This is a genomic window from Bacillus sp. NEAU-242-2 (assembly GCF_027853835.1).
Classification (GTDB): domain Bacteria; phylum Bacillota; class Bacilli; order Bacillales; family Bacillaceae; genus Bacillus; species Bacillus velezensis.
Genome location: NZ_JAPNNY010000004.1, coordinates 115,257 through 133,527, shown reverse-complemented (window position 1 = coordinate 133,527; position 18,271 = coordinate 115,257). Strand labels below are relative to the sequence as shown.

At 39.7% G+C, this 18,271-nt stretch carries 19 protein-coding genes and 3 pseudogenes; 13 read left to right on the top strand and 9 right to left on the bottom strand.

Going from position 1 to position 18,271, the window contains the following annotated elements; translation table 11 throughout:
• Positions 1-21: 21 nt before the first annotated feature.
• Both trhA and OWN49_RS13925 read right to left on the bottom strand, forming a co-directional pair.
• On the bottom strand, positions 22-660 hold the full coding sequence (gene trhA, locus OWN49_RS13930; protein WP_176283385.1) for a PAQR family membrane homeostasis protein TrhA: 639 nt from the start codon (positions 658-660) through the stop codon (positions 22-24).
• A 16-nt stretch (positions 661-676) separates the two neighbouring features.
• On the bottom strand, positions 677-1,669 hold the full coding sequence (locus OWN49_RS13925; RefSeq protein ID WP_077722485.1) for a sigma 54-interacting transcriptional regulator: 993 nt from the start codon (positions 1,667-1,669) through the stop codon (positions 677-679).
• Between the two features lie 184 nt (positions 1,670-1,853).
• On the opposite strand from OWN49_RS13925, the gene ilvA reads away from it, so the two are divergent.
• The 5 genes from ilvA to OWN49_RS13900 all read left to right on the top strand — a co-directional run bounded on the left by ilvA (position 1,854) and on the right by OWN49_RS13900 (position 5,553).
• Positions 1,854-3,122 carry a threonine ammonia-lyase IlvA gene (ilvA, locus tag OWN49_RS13920; RefSeq protein ID WP_031379000.1) on the top strand — a complete coding sequence of 423 codons (1,269 nt, stop codon included), beginning with the start codon at positions 1,854-1,856 and terminating at the stop codon, positions 3,120-3,122.
• 92 nt (positions 3,123-3,214) lie between these two features.
• Complete coding sequence (locus OWN49_RS13915; RefSeq protein ID WP_094247854.1) at positions 3,215-3,466, top strand: DUF2535 family protein; 252 nt, start codon at positions 3,215-3,217, stop codon at positions 3,464-3,466.
• Between the two features lie 99 nt (positions 3,467-3,565).
• Positions 3,566-4,147: an SCO family protein gene (locus OWN49_RS13910; RefSeq protein WP_003153633.1), complete on the top strand. Its 582-nt coding sequence runs from the start codon at positions 3,566-3,568 to the stop codon at positions 4,145-4,147.
• Positions 4,148-4,224: 77 nt separating this feature from the next.
• Positions 4,225-4,980, top strand: a complete 756-nt coding sequence (locus OWN49_RS13905; RefSeq protein ID WP_077722484.1) for an SGNH/GDSL hydrolase family protein — start codon at positions 4,225-4,227, stop codon at positions 4,978-4,980.
• Positions 4,981-4,989: 9 nt separating this feature from the next.
• Complete coding sequence (locus tag OWN49_RS13900; RefSeq protein ID WP_003153637.1) at positions 4,990-5,553, top strand: YpmS family protein; 564 nt, start codon at positions 4,990-4,992, stop codon at positions 5,551-5,553.
• A gap of 50 nt (positions 5,554-5,603) precedes the next feature.
• Here OWN49_RS13900 and OWN49_RS13895 read toward each other — a convergent pair whose 3' ends face one another.
• Positions 5,604-6,029 (bottom strand): MarR family transcriptional regulator, encoded by a 426-nt coding sequence (locus OWN49_RS13895; protein WP_003153639.1) that lies wholly within the window; start codon positions 6,027-6,029, stop codon positions 5,604-5,606.
• 128 nt (positions 6,030-6,157) lie between these two features.
• On the opposite strand from OWN49_RS13895, the gene msrA reads away from it, so the two are divergent.
• A complete protein-coding gene (gene msrA, locus OWN49_RS13890; protein ID WP_003153641.1) occupies positions 6,158-6,691 on the top strand; it encodes a peptide-methionine (S)-S-oxide reductase MsrA in 534 nt (177 codons plus the stop codon).
• A 1-nt stretch (position 6,692) separates the two neighbouring features.
• Positions 6,693-7,127, top strand: a complete 435-nt coding sequence (gene msrB / locus OWN49_RS13885) for a peptide-methionine (R)-S-oxide reductase MsrB (protein ID WP_007409536.1) — start codon at positions 6,693-6,695, stop codon at positions 7,125-7,127.
• Between the two features lie 40 nt (positions 7,128-7,167).
• Here the strand turns inward: msrB and OWN49_RS13880 are convergent.
• A pseudogene (locus tag OWN49_RS13880) lies at positions 7,168-7,788 on the bottom strand (polysaccharide biosynthesis protein); the annotation flags it as partial.
• Positions 7,764-9,448 (bottom strand): annotated as a pseudogene (locus OWN49_RS13875) (recombinase family protein). The pseudogenes OWN49_RS13880 and OWN49_RS13875, both read right to left, overlap by 25 nt.
• 373 nt (positions 9,449-9,821) lie before the next feature.
• Here OWN49_RS13875 and OWN49_RS13870 point away from each other — a divergent pair.
• Positions 9,822-10,385 carry a hypothetical protein gene (locus OWN49_RS13870; RefSeq protein WP_077722482.1) on the top strand — a complete coding sequence of 188 codons (564 nt, stop codon included), beginning with the start codon at positions 9,822-9,824 and terminating at the stop codon, positions 10,383-10,385.
• A 23-nt stretch (positions 10,386-10,408) separates the two neighbouring features.
• Positions 10,409-10,729 carry a hypothetical protein gene (locus tag OWN49_RS13865; protein WP_070081995.1) on the top strand — a complete coding sequence of 107 codons (321 nt, stop codon included), beginning with the start codon at positions 10,409-10,411 and terminating at the stop codon, positions 10,727-10,729.
• A gap of 128 nt (positions 10,730-10,857) precedes the next feature.
• Here the strand turns inward: OWN49_RS13865 and OWN49_RS13860 are convergent, their stop codons facing one another.
• Entirely contained in the window at positions 10,858-11,838 is a 981-nt protein-coding gene (locus OWN49_RS13860) for a thermonuclease family protein (RefSeq protein ID WP_176283384.1), read from the bottom strand.
• Between the two features lie 262 nt (positions 11,839-12,100).
• Here OWN49_RS13860 and OWN49_RS13855 point away from each other — a divergent pair, with 262 nt between their 5' ends.
• The 4 genes from OWN49_RS13855 to OWN49_RS13840 all read left to right on the top strand — a co-directional run bounded on the left by OWN49_RS13855 (position 12,101) and on the right by OWN49_RS13840 (position 15,416).
• Positions 12,101-12,535 (top strand): SMI1/KNR4 family protein, encoded by a 435-nt coding sequence (locus OWN49_RS13855; protein ID WP_148661873.1) that lies wholly within the window; start codon positions 12,101-12,103, stop codon positions 12,533-12,535.
• Positions 12,536-12,571: 36 nt separating this feature from the next.
• Entirely contained in the window at positions 12,572-14,371 is a 1,800-nt protein-coding gene (locus OWN49_RS13850) for a T7SS effector LXG polymorphic toxin (RefSeq protein WP_077722481.1), read from the top strand.
• A gap of 15 nt (positions 14,372-14,386) precedes the next feature.
• On the top strand, positions 14,387-14,845 hold the full coding sequence (locus OWN49_RS13845) for an SMI1/KNR4 family protein (protein WP_048367419.1): 459 nt from the start codon (positions 14,387-14,389) through the stop codon (positions 14,843-14,845).
• Between the two features lie 211 nt (positions 14,846-15,056).
• On the top strand, positions 15,057-15,416 hold the full coding sequence (locus OWN49_RS13840; RefSeq protein WP_003153654.1) for a hypothetical protein: 360 nt from the start codon (positions 15,057-15,059) through the stop codon (positions 15,414-15,416).
• 59 nt (positions 15,417-15,475) lie between these two features.
• Here the strand turns inward: OWN49_RS13840 and OWN49_RS13835 are convergent.
• The 3 genes and pseudogenes from OWN49_RS13835 to OWN49_RS13825 form a co-directional block, all read right to left on the bottom strand.
• A pseudogene (locus OWN49_RS13835) lies at positions 15,476-16,501 on the bottom strand (hypothetical protein).
• Between the two features lie 326 nt (positions 16,502-16,827).
• The gene (locus OWN49_RS13830; protein WP_003153655.1) at positions 16,828-17,010 is read right to left on the bottom strand and encodes a hypothetical protein; all 183 of its coding nucleotides are present in this window, start codon (positions 17,008-17,010) and stop codon (positions 16,828-16,830) included.
• Positions 17,000-18,136, bottom strand: a complete 1,137-nt coding sequence (locus OWN49_RS13825) for a Rap family tetratricopeptide repeat protein (protein ID WP_265958217.1) — start codon at positions 18,134-18,136, stop codon at positions 17,000-17,002. Before OWN49_RS13825 ends, OWN49_RS13830 begins: the two co-directional genes overlap by 11 nt.
• Positions 18,137-18,271 lie beyond the last annotated feature (135 nt).

Genomic DNA, 18,271 nt, shown 5'->3' with positions numbered 1-18,271 from the left:
GAGAGGCTGTGCTTTTTTATTTCAGATAAAGGGAACTTTGACGCAATAAAACAAAATACAGAAAAACATCGAGGCGCTGCCGCCTAAAACAAAACTGTGCCAAATGGCGTGATGATACGGAACTTTTCTCCAAATATAAAATATTGTGCCGGCGGAATACAATAAGCCGCCGAAAAGAAGAAGACCGAAACCGGGGCCTGACAGCGAAGCGTACAGCGGTTTAATGGCGATGATGATCAGCCAGCCCATCATTAAATAGACAAGCGTTGAAAAAATGATAAACCGCTTCACGAAAAAGATTTTAAACACGATGCCTCCGATGGCAAGCGACCAAACAATAATTAAAAGGGTCAGACCGAGCGCCCCTTTAAGGGGTCCTAATAAAAATGGCGTATATGTTCCGGCTATTAATACGTATATCGCGGAATGATCCACAATCTCAAGAATGTCTTTCGTTTTTTTATGCTGGATGCTGTGCAAAAGAGTCGAGCTGAGATACAGCAGGAGCATTGAAGTGCCGAAGATTGAAAAGCTGACGATGTCTGTCGGCGAGCCGTATTTCACCGCGAAGATAATGAGAAAAATAAGCGCCGGAATCGACAGCAATACACCGATTCCGTGTGTGACGGCATTTGCGATTTCTTCTTTTATTGTGAACAATCAAATGTCCTCCTTTTTAAAGGATTTGTTTTTGCAGTGACTGCAAAAAGGTCAACCCTTCTAATGTGATTTTTGTTCCTGCGCGTCCCCGGCCTTTTGTCACAAAGTTCATCTTTTCTAAGTAATCAAGCCTATTTCTGACTTGCTGGGGCGTTAATGTCATTGTGCTGTTTTCGCTTAATTCGGATATGCTCCGTCTGCTGGCGGGTTCGCCCTTTGTATTTAAGTCTTTAATTGCTTCCAAAATAAACAAAAACTCTTCTTTCTCCATCAATGTCAGCCGTTTTTCTTTTTTCTTAGCGGTTTTCGCTTTCTGGCTGTTTTTGATATACGGCGGGACATGCTCGGGATAAATCGTGCTGCCGGATGCTGCCGCGGCCATATAGTGCGCCGCATTTTGAAGTTCTCTGATGTTGCCGTTAAAGGTGTGCCGCTCAAACAGCGGATAAACGGACGGGTCGATATGAATATGCTGTCCCGAGGCTGTCAGCATATGCTGCAGAAGAAGCGGTATATCGCTCTTTCGTTCAGATAAAGCAGGGAGCGGAAGGCATAACACGTGAAGCCTGTAAAATAAATCTATGCTGAACGTGTTTTCCGCGCCGGTATCGCCAAGATTCGCCGTGCTGCTTGCAATGATGCGGGCGGAAAGCCCGGCGTCCAGCTCGGAAAGAAGGCGGGCCTGTACCGAGAGCGGCATGTCTCCGATTTCATATAAGAATAATGTTCCGCGGCGGGCTCTGTTTAATGCACCTTCAGCGCCGAACAGTTCATATTCGAGCCGATCTTCGCTTTGGCTGCAGTGAACGGTAATAAATAGTTCGCTGTTTCTGCGGGATTTATGATGGATCGCTCTGGCCATTTGTTTTTTTCCGGTTCCGACTTCACCTGTTATGAAGACTGGCAAATCAGATAAGGCAAATTGCGAGGCCAATCGTTTCGCTTCTGAAAAGGTGTGATGTTCGCCGGCTAGCTGATAAAAAGGATCAGTTTGTTCAATTACACTCATGAATTGGCTCCTTTTGGTTCTAATTGGTTTAAGTATAACACGTTTATGCGATCGAAAATATCTTTTTCTCTTGTATCGGTTCATTTATTTTTATTTACAAAATTAAAATAATTATCTTATTGTTCGAATATTCATGTTATAATGGCATATTAAATAGGGATTTAAATAAGAAAGGACTCTGTAAATGAAACCGTTGCTTAAAGAAGACTCTCTCATCCAGGTAAAAGACATTTTAAAAGCGCACCAAAACGTAAAGGACGTGGTGATACATACGCCTTTGCAGAGGAATGACAGACTTTCTGAGAGGTATGGCTGCAATATCTATTTGAAAAGAGAAGACCTGCAGGTGGTCAGATCATTTAAGCTCAGAGGGGCTTATAATAAAATGAGGCAGCTCTCAAAAGAGCAGACTGAAAACGGAATTGTATGCGCAAGTGCGGGAAACCATGCGCAGGGGGTTGCGTTTTCATGCAAACACCTCGGCATTCACGGCAAGATTTTTATGCCGTCAACTACACCGAGACAGAAAGTATCCCAAGTGGAGCTGTTCGGAAAAGAATTTGTTGAAATCATATTGACGGGTGACACTTTCGATGATGCGTATAAGAGTTCTGCGGAATGCTGTGAAAAAGAAAACCGCACGTTTATTCATCCGTTTGACGATCCCGATGTCATGGCCGGACAGGGAACGGCTGCCATAGAAATTTTAAATGACATTGATGTTGAACCGCATTTTCTTTTTGCAGGCGTAGGGGGAGGGGGACTCCTGTCCGGGCTCGGCACGTACATGAAAAACATCTCGCCGGATACAAAAATCATAGCGGTAGAGCCGAAGGGCGCAGCCTCCTATTTTGAATCGAAAAAAGCCGGACAAGTGGTTGAACTTGAGAAAATTGATAAATTTGTCGATGGGGCGGCCGTAAAAAAAATCGGCGCTGAAACCTTTCAAACGCTCGAAACCATCGTCGATGACGTTTTGCTTGTCCCGGAAGGAAAAGTGTGCAGCACGATTCTTGAATTATATAATCAATGCGCTATCGTGGCTGAACCGGCGGGTGCATTGTCCGTGTCAGCACTTGATCTGTACAAAGAAGAGATTAAAGGGAAAAACGTCATCTGCATGGTCAGCGGAGGGAATAATGACATCGGCAGAATGCAGGAGATGAAGGAGCGCTCCATGATTTACGAGGGGCTGCAGCATTATTTTATCGTTAATTTCCCGCAAAGGGCGGGAGCGCTTCGCGAATACCTTGATGAGGTGCTCGGTCCTGATGATGACATCACCCGGTTTGAATACACGAAAAAAAATAACAAAAGCAGCGGCCCCGCATTGGTCGGCATTGAGCTTAAGCATCGGGAAGATTACGGCGCGCTCATTGCCCGGATGAATCAAAAAGGATTTCATTACGTAGAGGTGAATAAAGATCAGGATCTGTTCCACCTGTTAATCTGACTTTTTTTAGAACGGCCGCGCAAAATGACAGACACGCTTTCTCAGATTGTATATAATAAAAAGAAAACAATCGAAAAAGAAGGATTGATATCTTGTTACTCAAAAGCCTAGAGTTCAAACGACAGGACGGGATTCAGGTAAAAGTGACAGAAATACCGGTTGTCACGGAAGGTGAACATTATTTTTTTCAAATTCATCAGCACCTTGAGCTTTATTTGAGAGAAGTTTTTGCTTCACAAAGTGTGAGAACAGTGTATTCATTCCGACAATATGTCAAGCGCCGTATGAAGTGGAAAGATTATGAGGCCGTTTTCATCCAAGAGATTTTAAAACATAACGCATAACGGTGCACATTCCTTAGCGCCTTCCTTTTGATAAGGGAGGGTGCGGGAATTTTTTTATGATGAACGCTGTAAGCGTTTTATCTATGGGGGGGAATGGAAATGAAAAAAATGAAAAGCTTCGCTGCCGTCTTTTGTTTGCTGCTCTTGTGCGCCTGCGGGGGGAAAACGATAAAAGACCCGCTGAACTATCAGATTGAGCCGTTTTCATATCAGAACCAAGACGGGAAAACAGTGTCACTGAAAAGCCTGAAGGGGCATGTCTGGATTGCCGATTTTATGTTTACAAACTGTAATACAGTCTGTCCGCCGATGACGGCCCACATGACCGAACTGCAAAAAAAACTGAAGGCTGAGAACCTGGACGTGCGGATTGTGTCATTCAGTGTAGATCCTGAAAATGATACGCCGAAACAGCTGAAAGCCTTTGCTTCCAAATATCCGCTTTCGCTTCGCAACTGGGATTTTCTGACCGGTTACAGCCAAAAGGACATTGAAGATTTTGCGCTGAACAGCTTTAAAGCAATCGTCAAAAAGCCGGAGGGAGAGGATCAGGTCATACATAAAACTTCTTTTTATTTAGTCGGACCTGACGGCAAGGTGCTTAAAGATTATGACGGCGTGCAGAAGGTTCCGTATGATGATATCCTCTCAGATGTCAAAGCGGCTGAGGAGCTCAAGTAAACTGGCAGATTAGACATTTTCAAAACTGAAAAAACATGTTACACTTTCCACTAGTAGACGGGGAAGGAGCAACCAGATTGAAGCTGCGAATGTTCTCATTGATCGCCGGACTGGCTTTGCTTTTATCAGCTTGTTCTGTCCAGCGCACCGGTTCTGACGCTGAAGAACCGAAAACGAAAGATCATATTGTCATAGCTGCGGTCGGTGATTCATTGACTGAAGGAGTAGGAGATCCTGACGGTTCAGGATACGTCGGCAAGACAGCGGAGTCTCTTAAGAAAAAGGGACATGTGAAAACGGTAGATATTAAAAATTATGCGGTGCAGGGCGACAAAACGTCGGACCTGCTGGAAAAGCTTGATAATAAAAAAGTGCAGAAATCATTAAAGAGCGCCGACTATATCTTTTTTACCATCGGCGGCAATGACTTAATGAAGGTGCTCCGCCAGAATATGATGCAGCTGACGGTTCAGCCGTTCCAAAAGGAAGAGAAACCTTTTGAAAAACGGTTCAAGGCGATCATTTCAAAAATCCGCAAATATAATGAAAACGCAGAGCTGGTGTATGTCAGCATGTATAATCCGTTCACGTTTACGCTGCCTGAATTAAAAGAAATTAATGGGGTTGTGACGGATTGGAACAAGATCGCCGCAAAAGAGCTGGAAAAAGATCCCCACGCCGCTGCGGTGAATGTTGAAGACTTGTTCAGTCAAAAAAGCGGCAGCAGACGGATTTCAAAGGATGATGATTTTCATCCGAACGCAAAAGGGTATGCACTCATCGCCGACCGATTATACGGCATCATAGAAAAACAAGGGTTACCAGCAGAATAGGGTGAAATGATGAAAAAGTGGAAATCGCTGTTTTTTGTTCTTCTCGCACTCAATGTGATTGCCGCCGCGGTAATTGTGACATTATTGGTTATGCCGGGAGAGCAGGCGAAAATACAAGATCAGACAAAAAGTGAGTACGGCTTTCATATCACAAGCTCCAAAGAATCACTTGCCAGGTTTGTGAATTCGTACTTAAAAGAGAAGGCATCGAATCAGCTTGACTACAAAGTGGACATCAATAACGATGTGCACGTGGCAGGTAAAATCAAAGCATTCTCAACCTCCATTAACGCGGTCGTCACATTTGAACCGTCCGTACAGGAGAACGGAGATGTGGTTTTGAAAGTGACGAAGTTTTCATTAGGCGAATTAAGCCTGCCGATCAGCTTTGTGCTGAATTATATGGACAGCTTTTACGAACTCCCGTCATTTGTGCACGTTCATTCCGGGGATAAAAGCATCGAGATCCGTCTGTCAGAAATGCCTTTAGACAACGGCATGTATGTAAAAGCGGATAAAATCAATCTCGATACGGATGAAATTGAATTTTCCTATTATCATCCGAAACAATAAGTTTTCATAAAAAAAACACAGATCCTTTCAGGGATTTGTGTTTTTTTGTGTCAGCGTTTTTTGTCTAGCTTGCTGAACAGTTTGATTAACGTCGCAAGCTCTTCATCAGAGTAGCAGTCAAACCGTTTAAAAAAGTATTCTGTTTTTTTCTGGTTGAAATGATCGACAATTTTCTCCCCGGCTTCCGTAATATGGATTCTGATAATTCGCCTGTCCTCTTTAGAACGGATGCGGGTGATCCATTCCTTTTCTACTAAAGCGTCGGTCACTGCGGTAATGTGGCTTGCGGAGACCTCAAGAATAGGGGCGAATTCCGTTACTTTTTTAGGCCCTTGTTCACTGAGAATCCGCAAAATGGTGAATTCGTTCCTGGACAGCTCTTTATCTAGAATTTCATTAACTTCATTTCTGATTTGTTTAAACACTTTTCGAAGCAAAGCTTCCATATCATACATCATTTGTGTCCTTACTTTCAAATCATGAACCTCCAATATGTAGTCAGCGTGGCATTCGTTCAGCTTCCCCTGAGAGCAGAATTATTTTTATTCTGTTTATACATGCTATAATATAATAATACCACGTATGAACAAAGGAGGGCACCCGTATGTCAGAAAAAAAAGAAATCGCCACATTTGCAGGCGGCTGTTTTTGGTGCATGGTGAAGCCGTTTGACGAACAGCCCGGGATTGAAAAGGTGGTGTCCGGCTATACAGGAGGTCATACTGAGAATCCGACTTATGAAGAAGTGTGCAGTGAAACGACCGGACACAGAGAAGCCGTTCAAATCACATTTCAACCTGACATTTATCCGTATGAAAAGCTTGTCGAGCTGTTTTGGCAGCAGATCGACCCGACTGATGCAGGCGGCCAGTTTGCAGACCGCGGAAGTTCATATCGGGCGGCGATATATTACCATAATGATGAGCAAAAACAAATCGCTGAAGCCTCAAAAAAACAGCTTGAAGAAAGCGGCATATTTAAAAAGCCGATCGTCACAGACATTTTAAAGGCTGAGCCTTTTTATGAAGCGGAAGGCTATCATCAGCACTTTTATAAGAAAAATCCTGATCACTACGGGCGCTACCGTGTAGGTTCCGGACGTCAAGGCTTTCTGGATGAGCATTGGAGGGACAGATAAGATGGCTTTTAATAAAGAAGAAAAAATCAAATCATTAAACCGCATGCAATATGAAGTCACGCAAAATAACGGAACGGAGCCGCCGTTTCAAAATGAATTCTGGGATCACAAAGAAGAGGGGCTGTATGTTGATATCGTATCAGGAAAGCCCTTGTTTACATCTCTGGATAAATTCGATTCTCATTGCGGCTGGCCCAGCTTTACAAAACCGATTGAGGAAGAAGAGGTTGACGAAAAACTGGACACAAGCCACGGGATGATCCGGACGGAAGTGAGAAGCAAAACAGCGGACTCCCACTTAGGCCACGTATTTAATGACGGCCCGGGGCCAAGCGGTCTCCGTTATTGCATTAACTCTGCGGCACTCCGGTTTATTCCGAAAGACAAGCTGAAGGAAGAGGGCTATGAAGCCTGCCTGCATTTATTTGAAAAATAGAGCTCAGCAATAAGGCCTGCCTATCAGACAGGCCTTTTTTCTATGTTTTTTTTTCTTCATGTAATCGTTCAATAATTTTTACGATTGTGTCTTTTGTGATGAGCGGCGCCTGATCGGATTGATATCTGGGGAGATTGACCTTCCGAAATTCCGGATGTTTGGCGGGATCCGGCAATATCGCGTAAAGATTGCCCCATTCATATAAAGATTCCGTCTCATGAGGAGAGGTCAGTTCTTCATGAAGCTTCTCACCCGGGCGTTTTCCCACTTCAACAGCGGCTGGCCGCGGCAGTCCATGCCGGAACGCATATTCTTCAAACCCGTGAAGCAGTTCTTCAAGCCTCAGGGATTCCATTTTAAAAATAAACGTTTCTCCGCCCTTTGTAATCGCCGCAGATTGCAGGGTGAGCGTTGCGGCGTCATCAATCGACATAAAAAACCTCGTCATGTTTTTATCCGTAATGGTGAGCGGACCGCCTGCCATCAACTGCTCAAATAAAATAGGAATAACGGAACCGCGTGAACCGAGCACATTGCCGAAGCGGACCGAACAAAACACCGTACCGCGGTTTTGAACATGATGATTTGCCTGATGAAACAGCTTCTCGGACAACAGCTTCGTAGCCCCCATTGTGTTTACCGGGGAAACGGCTTTATCGGTTTTTTAAGATATTTACTGCATTTTGAGGAACTATCAGTGGCGGTGAGATCGAAAGCGAAAAATTAAACCTCAGGATAGGGGTGATTTCAAACTGAGCCGGAATTGGCCCTTTTCTTTTTTGTGTCATCGTAACGATAACATCTTTGAAGACCATTCTTAATAGTGAGTTCTTTTTCTCTGTGCTTGTTTCAATGTGATATTGATCAATTATCTTATTTATGTTGTTTCTGACTGTATTACTGTCTATTTCTGATTGCGCTTCTTGAGTTCCATTGAGTTCATGCTTGGCAATCTGGAGTTCTTTAAATTCTTCATCTAAAACAGCTTTTCTTTTCAAAAAAAGTTCATCAGTGTAAATGCCGCTTTCATATTTCTCGAAGATAAAATTCTCTTTGTTTTTTAACTCTTGTTCTTTTTGTGAAAGATGTTCAGACATTTGCTTCTTTGTTTTCACATTACTATTTACGTCTTCGTATTTAGAAATCATCGAAATGATATGTTTTGTTAAAGTCTTATTATCTAAGTTGCTTAAAGAAGAGAGGTAATCCAAAATGGCATTTTCAACATCGTTATATCTCACATAAGTGCATTTATTCTTTTTGCAAGTGAGTGATTTAACGTGATACACACTTTCCGTGCCGTTTTTGTTTTCTCGCGTTCGCCTAGTTTCGTATTTAGATAATGGTTCACCGCACTTAGAACAAGTGCATACGCCTGCCAATTCACTTAATTCCAATGCGTTTTTATTAGGCAGCAAGGGAACTTTGTTTGCAATTTTCTCTTGTGATTGTTGAAATTGTTCTTGATCTATTATAGGGGCGTGTGCATCCGATACTACAATTTGTTCCTTTTCAGGTCTAATTGTTCGTTTACCGTCTTTTGTTTTTTCCCTAACCTTATATTTAACAGTTCCGATATACGCTTCGTTTTGCAGAATTGCTTTAATTGTGTATTGATTCCAGCGCTTTTTTCCTGATGGAGTCGGTATTTGTAATTTTGTTAAGTGAGAAGCAATCGCTGTATAACTATAATCTTTTCCATTCAACCCATTTAAAAAGATGTTAAAGATGAATTGAACGACTTTTGCTTCTTCTTCGACTGGGACTAGTTTGGATGTTTTTTTGTTTAACCGGTATCCATAAGGCGCTAGTCCGGAAATCCATTTCCCTTGTGCCGCATATGTGTATTTAGCGCCTGTCATACGCTCTCTGGTCATTTCAAATTCTTCTCTGGCCATAAACAATTCAAAACGAATCTGACGCATGTCTGCAGGATTTCGAGGGTCATAAACTTTATATGGTGTAATGATAATCAATCGCTTGCTTTGAAGAAGGTTAACAATTTGTCCCGCATCACTGTAGCTCCCGCGGCTGAGTCTTGTTATTTCTTTAACAGCAATTGCCTGGTACTTGCCTTCCTCGAGGTCTTTAAGACATTCTTTAAAAACAGGGCGACCCTCAATGCTTTCTCCTGACCCGATTTCCATTTTTAATTCATAGGGGATTTCAATCGGCTTCAGTATTTTATTCATGAGTTCATTTTGTTCTGTTAGCGTATCTTCGCCTGTTCTTTTTTCCCGCTCCATATCCTGACGAGAGCGTCTAAGATAACCCAAAATATTTGTAATGTTGTAAGAATGAACGATGTTTTTTAACTCCAAAAAATCAGCACCTCCTCTTTATTGTATTTACTGTAAAAACAGAAGTATTCGTACAATATTCTGTCTGACATTGAATACGAAAATAACGTAATATATTGTAAGGATTGTATTGTTTGAATCTTGATCTATTCTAACGGATATATAGATTAAAAACATCTAAGACTGTCTCAAAAACAGCCTTTTTTGTGTAGTAAATATATCTTAAATTGTGAATGAATATTTGATCACCGCAGTGATTTTTGAACGGTTTCAAACGTAGGACTGCCTTACCTTTTTTAAACGAATATAATAAAAACAGGAAAAAATATAAATGTTTTATGGTATGGTGTTCAATGTGTTAAACAATAAAATTAGGGATAAATGAGAGTTCAAATTGAAAAGTCTATTTGCTAAAATTCTCTTTATGTTGCTTGCAGCCGTTATAGCCATCCCAACTGTTGGAGCTTCGGCCTCGGAAGTGAAAAAAGCGAGTACTTCTAAACAGGATGTGCAATTTACTTATAATCCAACCGAGCTTCAAAAACTTGCTAAAGAATACTCAGTCCCGTCAGTTAAAGAAAAAGGCATTTTAAATGCGACTGAAGAATTAAAAGGTCTCGAAAATGGTAACTCACAAGATCAAATGAGTACTATGGGAGCTAAAAGCGCCGCAGCTAAAGAAGCGATTAAGGTTATTAGAGGACTAGCGAATAATGCTTGGGCAAAAGACATTTTAGGTACAATGTTCGGAAAGTCCACGGTAAACAAGATTATTAAAAACACAAACAAAATTTGTAAGGTTCTCGAAGGTATAACCGGAGCTCCTAAAGAGGTTGCTGCTATGGCAAGAAAACAAATTCCACCAGCTATTAAAGGTGCAGTTGGCGCAGGAGTTGCTGAAACAATTGGCATGGCGGTAGAATATATCATCCTTGCTGCAGATTATCTTGTTCTTTAAATACTAAAATTAAAGGTGATACCATGACTGGAAATCGTTTTGTAGACTGGTGTAACGAAAATAACCTAAATTCTGAAGACGAAACTTTTCTCGTCCAGTTGTCAGGTGCATTTTGTAATTATGAAAATGATAAAGCGAAAGAAATGAGTAAGCAATTATTCATTACCCGATATGGTGAAGAGCTTGGAATTAGCTCCATTAAAGGAGATAATCGATCAGAATATGAAGAAATTATTCGTACTTATGAAAAGAATAATTACAAGCAGAACGAAATTAATATAGATGAACTGCTGCAGGCATTATTTGAGACAGAGATGATGTTATCTTTAAAAGAAAAGTTTTGATAAAATCCTAATTGATGTATCATAGGGGTTTAATCAGCCACTATAGACTACAGAGTCCTTCACACGCTCTGTGGTTTTTTTGAATGTATCCAAATAAAAAAAGAAGCCTCAGAGGACTTCTAAAATTATCAATTCTTCTCACATGCAAAGTTGTCATTATCGCGATCCATCTTAGATGTATAAGCAGGGTGAGTGCTTGGTACGCCATGCGGGTATTTCTTTCTCAGCTCTGTGCAGTTTGCAAAGTGTTCTGTTCCTCCAGCAGAAGGGGAGGCTTGTGCAGAGTTAGAAGAGCTGCTTGATGCTGAACTGCTTGAATTTGAATTGCTGGGGTTCGATTTATGTGTCTCGGATTGGTGTGTTGTAACTGACTTTTGAGCCGGCTTAGATACACTTACTGATTTCTTCGGTTTCGTTGCGCAGCCATTAAATCCTTTATTAGTCACATACCCATTCTTACTCCAAATCTTCAAGTCTTTATCTTTCGCAGCTTGCTCATCTTTCTTATACGTGTCTAAATACTTCGTGTTTGGCTCATATACATAAGCTACTCGTGCTAATCCTTCTTTAAGCAGTGTTTCTTGTACTGATTTGCCATCTGCATAAACGTAAGCCAGCATTCTGCCATACTTGTCTGTACGATCTCCTTTATCAAACTCCAGTTGAAGTTTTCCCTTGTTAACCAGCTGTTTGTTTCTTGCTGAAGCCTCCTCACCATATGGTTGTACGCAAGAGTTTGGCTTCTTAGTTTTAGGCGTGTCAACAAGTAAATAACGAACCGTTTTGACTTCGCCTTTATAGTTTACTTTAATCGTATTCCCATCAACTGTTCTGTTAAGTGTTACATCGACCAGCCTTTTCTTTTTGTCAGACGCCTTTTTATCCGACGAATCCTTCTTTGAAGCATTTTCGGCTTTTTCATTGTTGTCATTAGTACTTTTGTCATTTGATTGAGTGTCTGCCTTTGTCTCTTTTACATCCTTTTCTTCTTGCTGCGTTGTTTTAGCTTTGTCTGAATCTGTTTTATCTGAAGAATCAGAATCAGACCCGCACGCGGCCAAAGAAAAGCTTAAAGATAATGCGCAAATACCTAATAACCATTTCTTCAATGTAATTCCCCCAAATTTGTTTGTTCTGTCTCTATATCGGACAAACCTTCCTAATTATAAATATAAAACCAAAGATTGTAAATTCTGTTTTGGCATTTTAAGACACTCAAATACAGTTTTGAGGTAAAATTTAGTGGTCTAAACATTAGAGGAGGGAATTTATATGGAAGAAGGGAAGTTAATTCACATGACTCTTAATGGAATAAAGGATGCTGTTTCTAAATACGGAACTTTTCCTATGTTCCAACATGGGGGGCATGTCATGGAAGACGCTGCTTTTCAATTCAGAGATCCGGCCAGTCCTCAAGAAATTAATAGTTTAGAAAAGATGTTAGGGGTAACTTTGCCTAATGATTATAAAGAGTTCCTATTCAATCACAACGGAATGGAAATGTTTAATGGTATTGAGCTTCTTAGCACAGAAGGGATAATTGAATTTAATGAAGTTCAAGATTTCCCTAAAGGCTATGTCCTAATTGGATACCACTATGATGGCAGGTATGTTATTGACACAAACAAATCAAATAAGGGATTAGAGTATATGTTGTATCTAGATTCAATTGATGACATTGAAGATACGGTATATTTAGACTCTAACTTTGAGGTATGGTTTGACATGTTAGTGTCTTCAAATGGAACAAAATACTGGGAAGTGAGCCCGAAAACTCAAGAGTATTATAAATATGTTTCAGAATAGAAAGTTTAGATAAAATCAAGTGGGAAGGAGACAGCTATGAAAGTATTTGAAGCAGCCTCGTTCATTTCAGCGGCGGAAAAGCGGGCGAAAGAATACGATCAGATTAGAGAACAATTTATCAATCTCAGGAAAGCTTTTCAGGAAATGGCTGACTTAGATGACAATGAGTTTTCAGGCAAAGGCGCTGACAACATTAAAGCTTTTTTCCAAGATCACGCTAGTGTCACAGACAGCTGGCTTGATTTGATCGATATGAAGATTGCTTTTCTTAACAGCATTTCAGGAAAAGTAGCTGATGCCGGATTGACCGATTCGTTTGTGGAAGAGTCATTTTTAGAACATGAGCTGATTCATGCGAAGAATAAATCACAAGCCATCATGCAGGAGCAGCGCAATGAAATGAAAGGTATCCTTGATGAAATCAGTGATATCATTCAACTAGAAGTTTTCTCGACAGAAGATGTCGATCAAAAGCTGGATTCAGCAGATAAAAAACGGGATGAGGCCATACATAAGCTCGGCAAGCTTGATCATGATCTAACGAAAGAATATGCAGAAACCGAAGCGAACGAGCATTTCATCCAAGCCGACTTTCAACAGCTCCAAAATGCCACGGGTAAAGGGAAAAACGCAACACCACTTCACTATAACGCCAAGGCGTACAAGGAAAGCGATATACATAAGAAAAAAGGCGAGATTGCAAGACATTCAGATGCTTATTTGACGGTTAAGAAGAAAGAGGCGAAAGAGCAGGAAATCAAGAATCTGAAGAAAAAGCTCGCTGACGTTGTAACTGATCCGGATGAATATTTGGAAATTGCGAAGAAGATCGGCTATGAAAGCCTTGAACCTTCCCAGCAGCAATATGTCATTCAGCTTGAACAAGCAAAACAGCTGGAAGAAGCCGGAGAAGTGACTTGGGATATATTAAAAGGAGCCGGCGTTGGTTTATATGATGTCGGGAAAGACACGGTAACCGGTCTATGGGACTTCATAACCGATCCGGGAGAAACCTTGTCAGCACTGGGAAACGCAGTACTTCATCCAGTTAAAACATATGATGCTGTTTCAGCAGCAATCGAGGAATCGTATCAAAAAGATATGGTGAACGGAGATGCTTACTCCAGATCAAGATGGGTGACATATGCAATTGGTTCAGCAGCTGTGGCTGTCGTCGGAACGAAAGGCGCAGGAGCCGTTAACAAAGCAGATGCGGCGGGGAAGGTCATAAACAAAGCAGGACAGGCAGGGAAGAAAATTAAAGACGTTAAGATTGCAGATTTGCTTCCTTATAACTCTAAGTATGATCTTGCTCTGTCGGGTGACGTACCATACAATGTGGTTGACAGCCAAAACCTTAAAAATGAACTTTTTATTAATGCAAAGAAATTAGATGAAACAAGAAAGCCATTTACAGGCCAGAAAGTGAATGTCCCTTGGTTAAATAAAGAAAAATATGAAGCATACGAAATAGACGGTAAGGTAAAAGTTAAAGGACAGCCTAGAGATGTAAGCCGTAGGGTATATACAATGAAAGATATTGATCTTAATCAAAAAAATCGGAAAGGCCTTACGAATCTTCAACTGATGAAAAATGGTAACGCTCCGTTTGCAAAAGATGGAACCCAAATTAATTTGCATCACTTGATTCAAGAAGAACCTGGAAATATGCTCGAGATACCTGAAAGCTGGCATAATAAGTACAGTGATGTTTTACATGGTTTGAAAGGGAATGGACAGAGTTTTAGAAATGACCCAGTACTTGATAAACAATATAAAAGTTTCAGAAGAAAGTATTGGAGATGGAGAGCTCAGCAATTTGAGAACCAAAAATAATGAGGTGAAGGTTTAATGGATTATTCAAAAGTGAAAACTTTCTTCAATGAAAATAAAGAAAATTCAATTCTCACAGGAGGTGTTACTGAAGATCAGATTAAAGAAATAGAAGAGGATCTCAATGTAACCCTTCCAGGCAGCTATAAATGGTTTTTGACTGAGTATGGTTCAGGGGGAGCATACGGGACTATGATACTCGGTTATGACTCTCACGGTGCTGAAGTTGTCGAGCAGACCAATGAATATAAAAAGTATTATAACCTTTCCGATGGTCTCGTAGTTATCGAATATGTAGATGAATTTTCTTATTGTCTTGATACTAACAAGATGAAAAATAGTGAATGCCCCGTCATTCTTTGGGATAACCAAGAGGGATATGGTAAACAAGTTAGTAGCACATTCCTAGAGTTTTTAATAGAGGAACTAGAAGAAGCGAAAGACGACTGGATTGAGGATGAAGACTGGGACACTTAAGCAAAAGTATTACACTTGTGTAATCTATAAAAAATGTTTTTATCCAAAAAACAAATTTTTTGTAAATCTTCCAATGGTTTCATTTGATCTGTTATAATCAAACTGTAAAATACAAACTGGTTATAGTGTATCTTTTTAATAAGAAATGCATAAAATAAAAAGAGCATGGTGTTGGTCACACCCCGTCAAAATTTGAGAGAGGGTGAATGCTATGGAAGGTCTAAATAACTCTTACAATATCACGAAAGATCCGAAGTTTTTAGCGTTTTGCAGTTTAGCGACAGAAGGTGCAGGAATTAGTTCGAATCAGCAATGTTCAATTGGTTTTAATGAATTCAAAGAAGCGCTGGAGAATGGCAAAGTAGTTGATAATAAAAACCTTAAAAGCAGTTCGGAATTAAATCACCAGTTTGATTACTGGAAGTCCAGAATAACTGGGGGACGAGCTGTAACTGAAACTGATAATCAAGTGCTGGATATCATCAAACAAGCATACAATCTTGGAATGGTGACGAGAGATAATATGCTTTTGAGAAATCAAGCCATTAACGCGTATAAAACATCTATTTAATTTAAAATTAAAGCCCCTATTCAGGAAGGGGCTTTTGCTTTGCAACTCATTCTTGATGTTTAATCTAAAACCATAAAGTCCTGCACTTTTGTTTCTTTTTAGGCAAATCAAATTCATTAAATTTCTTTTTAGTACGGATATCAAAAATCCCCATATAGCCGCCAATGCCTTTTTTGTTTTCCTCTTGTGAAATCACATAAAGTTTTTGATCTTTAAACTTTGCATTCATAATACGGAAATTTTAAATCGAATTTTTCAAAAGAAAAATCTTTATCGTACTCAAGTAAGCAGGTTTATCCGAATTTGTTAATATATGTAACGTAAAATTTACCGCTTTTTTTGTCGTAATACATAGCGTCCGCTTGTTCGAGATCATCAGGATATTTTATGAATTTTGCTTTCCATGATCCTTTTTCGATTACAGTTAGTTCATGTTCTGAGCTAGCCACAACATATTTTTCAGAGTGATCAAATACATCTCCATAGGAAGCTAATCCAATCGTTTTAATAATCTCTTCTGTTTTTCTATCAATGACGTACAAAGACATTCCTTGAATGACGTAAATATACTTATCATTATCATCGCTTCCTCCCATGGTTACGAGGGTAGGCAAAGTCAGGCTATATTTTTTATTGAACTTTTTATCATTTACTTTCAGTTCATTTCCATTGGTGTCGACATTATAGGCTTTTACAGAAATATCTTCTCCTTGATACCAAAAAGCAAATGGATTGGATAATTTATGTTCTTTAATGGTGTTGTTTTTTAATGTGTAATAATATGGTTCATGTTCAGCTAACAAGACGATATCGTCTGAAGAGGGGGTTTTTTTCTGGATATATGGTATATCCGGTACCTTAAAGTATCGTTTATTGAATTTTTCTCCTTGGGATGTGGATATGAGTACGCTTTTCTTGATGAGTGGATTTGAATAGATAAAAAAGATTTTATCCTCGGTTGGATTAATTTTAGAAGTACGTACAGAGTGTTCACCTTTATTTATAAAGAATGCATTGATCAACAATATAACTATTGCACCAATTAGAACTCCTGAAATCCCATATAAAACATAAGACTTTTTCATATAACGCTCCTTATCTTTTATATACAATAAAAAGACACTTGCAGAATAAATCTGCAAAGTAAATGATTAGGAGCAGACAGTTTTTGATGAGCGGTCAATATCTGCAGGTGTGAAAAGTGCGCCTCCATTACTGTCTAGGTCGGTTCCTTTTGTGTTTTTGTATGATTGCCACACAAGATTAGAGCAATACTATTTATTTGTGCTTTTTTTGGTTGCAGCTATGAATAAGGCTTACCTGTTTTACTATGAAGGACAGCATTGCATAGAGCTCTACAGGTGAACACAGATCATAAAAAAACACCCCCTATGCGGGAGTGCCAAAACATTTATGCGGTTTGCCCTCGGCGTTCCGCTGAGAAGTCATTATGGTGATCAAGCGCGATATGGATACTGGCTGTGTGGCCTCTTCGGGCTTCTTTAAAAACTTTGTGGCCGTCAAGAAGATAATGTCCAACAAGCCCAAGTAAGATAACCAAAAAGATAAAAGCCGATGCAAATTTAAATTTCATAAAGACAATCCCCTCTCTGAATTTGTTTTTGGGCATAAAGCACTTTCTCATAAAAGGCTGTAGCTACTTTATGGTCTTCATTTACATTATAATACATTGCTGCATCAGTCGCTAGGTCTTCCACATCTGAAAGCATAGCTTTTGATTCTAAGTAATCTAAGATTTTAAAAAGTCGTTCTTTGTCATTCTCAACGAATAAACCCATAAGAAAATCAAACATTTTTCCTAATACGTCATCGTTCAACTCCTTTGACAGCATAAGACCTTGTTCACAAACCTGTTTTCCATCAACCGTGTTGAATAATTTAAAGTGCGTTTTTGCCAACATTAGAAGTATGTCAAGCAGTCGGCTAGAATTGTGAAGAGAATTACTTTGATAAATTGAGACGCCTTCTTTAAAATACTCCAATGCCTTCTCCATATGTCCTGTTGTAAATGAGCATAAACCGAGATTGTACAAAGAAGGTCCTATTAACCGTGGCATATCAATTTCTTGTGCTTGTTTTAATGCATTCATGAAATGCGGTATTGCTTTTTCTGGATACTCCATGTCTAAATAATTCAGACCGATGACGAATGAACATTGGATTACTCTTATTGAGTATGTCTCGTGTGCTTTGTAGGTTTCTATTGCTTGAACAATATGATGCATAGACATGTGGGTTTGCTTCATGTGATAGTACACTTCAGCAACTTTATAGTGAAATTCAGCTCGCTCTATTTCATCGGGGACAATAGATATCTTCTTTTCAGCTCGGTTGTAAAAACTTATTGCTTTAAGATATTCGTACTGTTCAAATTCATACATCCCATGAAAAAAGTTAAAATAATATTCAAGAATTCCTTTTAGATCGCTTTGTTTACTTTCGATCTCTTCTGATAAGTCTGAAATTTTAGGTCGTTCTTCATTCATGGTTTTTGGTTCAAGGTAATCAAGCATTAATTGATGTCGAAAACACATGAGCGAGTAGTACAACAATAAATCTTGATCTTCTTCCATATGCTCTATTTCTTGTTCAACTTCACCCTTTAGAATTTCTGCATCTGCAACACTGAATAATCTTATATATTTGTACCATTCATTGATTTTTAAGCCAACCTTTGAAGAAGAGATCAATTGCTCCAAAAAAATCAACCTCCTAGTATTCCGTCTGATTATGTAATATTTTATCATAATGTAATATGTTGGGAAGGGTGTTTTTTCTTAATTTCTCAATTCGGTGTGGAATGCGATAGAACCCCCCTCGTTAGAGAAGGGTAC

Coding starts and splice junctions, on each gene's coding strand:
- OWN49_RS13925 (WP_077722485.1), bottom strand. CDS start 1,669: ATGAGTGTAATTGAACAAACTGATCCTTTTTATCAGCTAGCCGGCGAA.
- ilvA (WP_031379000.1), top strand. CDS start 1,854: ATGAAACCGTTGCTTAAAGAAGACTCTCTCATCCAGGTAAAAGACATT.
- OWN49_RS13910 (WP_003153633.1), top strand. CDS start 3,566: ATGAAAAAAATGAAAAGCTTCGCTGCCGTCTTTTGTTTGCTGCTCTTG.
- OWN49_RS13900 (WP_003153637.1), top strand. CDS start 4,990: ATGAAAAAGTGGAAATCGCTGTTTTTTGTTCTTCTCGCACTCAATGTG.
- msrA (WP_003153641.1), top strand. CDS start 6,158: ATGTCAGAAAAAAAAGAAATCGCCACATTTGCAGGCGGCTGTTTTTGG.
- msrB (WP_007409536.1), top strand. CDS start 6,693: ATGGCTTTTAATAAAGAAGAAAAAATCAAATCATTAAACCGCATGCAA.
- OWN49_RS13865 (WP_070081995.1), top strand. CDS start 10,409: ATGACTGGAAATCGTTTTGTAGACTGGTGTAACGAAAATAACCTAAAT.
- OWN49_RS13855 (WP_148661873.1), top strand. CDS start 12,101: ATGGAAGACGCTGCTTTTCAATTCAGAGATCCGGCCAGTCCTCAAGAA.
- OWN49_RS13850 (WP_077722481.1), top strand. CDS start 12,572: ATGAAAGTATTTGAAGCAGCCTCGTTCATTTCAGCGGCGGAAAAGCGG.
- OWN49_RS13845 (WP_048367419.1), top strand. CDS start 14,387: ATGGATTATTCAAAAGTGAAAACTTTCTTCAATGAAAATAAAGAAAAT.
- OWN49_RS13840 (WP_003153654.1), top strand. CDS start 15,057: ATGGAAGGTCTAAATAACTCTTACAATATCACGAAAGATCCGAAGTTT.
- OWN49_RS13830 (WP_003153655.1), bottom strand. CDS start 17,010: ATGAAATTTAAATTTGCATCGGCTTTTATCTTTTTGGTTATCTTACTT.